The organism is Treponema sp. R80B11-R83G3 (assembly GCF_054786115.1).
In genome coordinates this window covers 1-463 of sequence record NZ_BDHF01000490.1, presented here as the reverse complement: position 1 = coordinate 463, position 463 = coordinate 1, and the positions used below count along the sequence as shown (strand labels likewise).

General features: G+C 28.7%; 1 protein-coding gene. It reads right to left on the bottom strand.

Translation table 11 applies throughout. The features are described from left to right. Positions 1–113 precede the first annotated feature (113 nt). Entirely contained in the window at positions 114–407 is a 294-nt protein-coding gene (locus ACYVRH_RS14610) for a type II toxin-antitoxin system Phd/YefM family antitoxin (RefSeq protein WP_461257589.1), read from the bottom strand. Positions 408–463 lie beyond the last annotated feature (56 nt).

Sequence of the window (463 nt, the reverse complement as noted above, 5' to 3'; positions counted from 1 at the left end):
ATTCTATGCTTTTTATTATTTTTTCATAAATTGAATTTGCAATATTTTCTCCTGCTCTGTCCTTGTAATATTCAAGTATTTCATTAAGTGAATCTATTCCGTCAGGCGTCCATTCAATTTTTCTCACTTTTTTTCCTACCTAATGTCTTTTCAAATATTTTTTTTGCAAATTCATGCGTCATTACATTTCCATTTTTTATATCTTTCTCACCAAAACTTAATAATTTGGCTAAATGTATTGCGTTTAACGTTTTTTGATAACTTTCTATATCAATTATTACTGCTTTTGCCTCTCCATTCTGGGTTATTACAACGGGAGTTTTTGAATCCCCTACATATTTTACTATTTCCGTTGTGTGAGCCTTAACATAAGAAATAGGTTTTAAATCCTGAACCAAATTTACCATAAATTATCCTCCAAACAAATTCATTAAATAAAATATCACAATTTCCCAGATTAGTC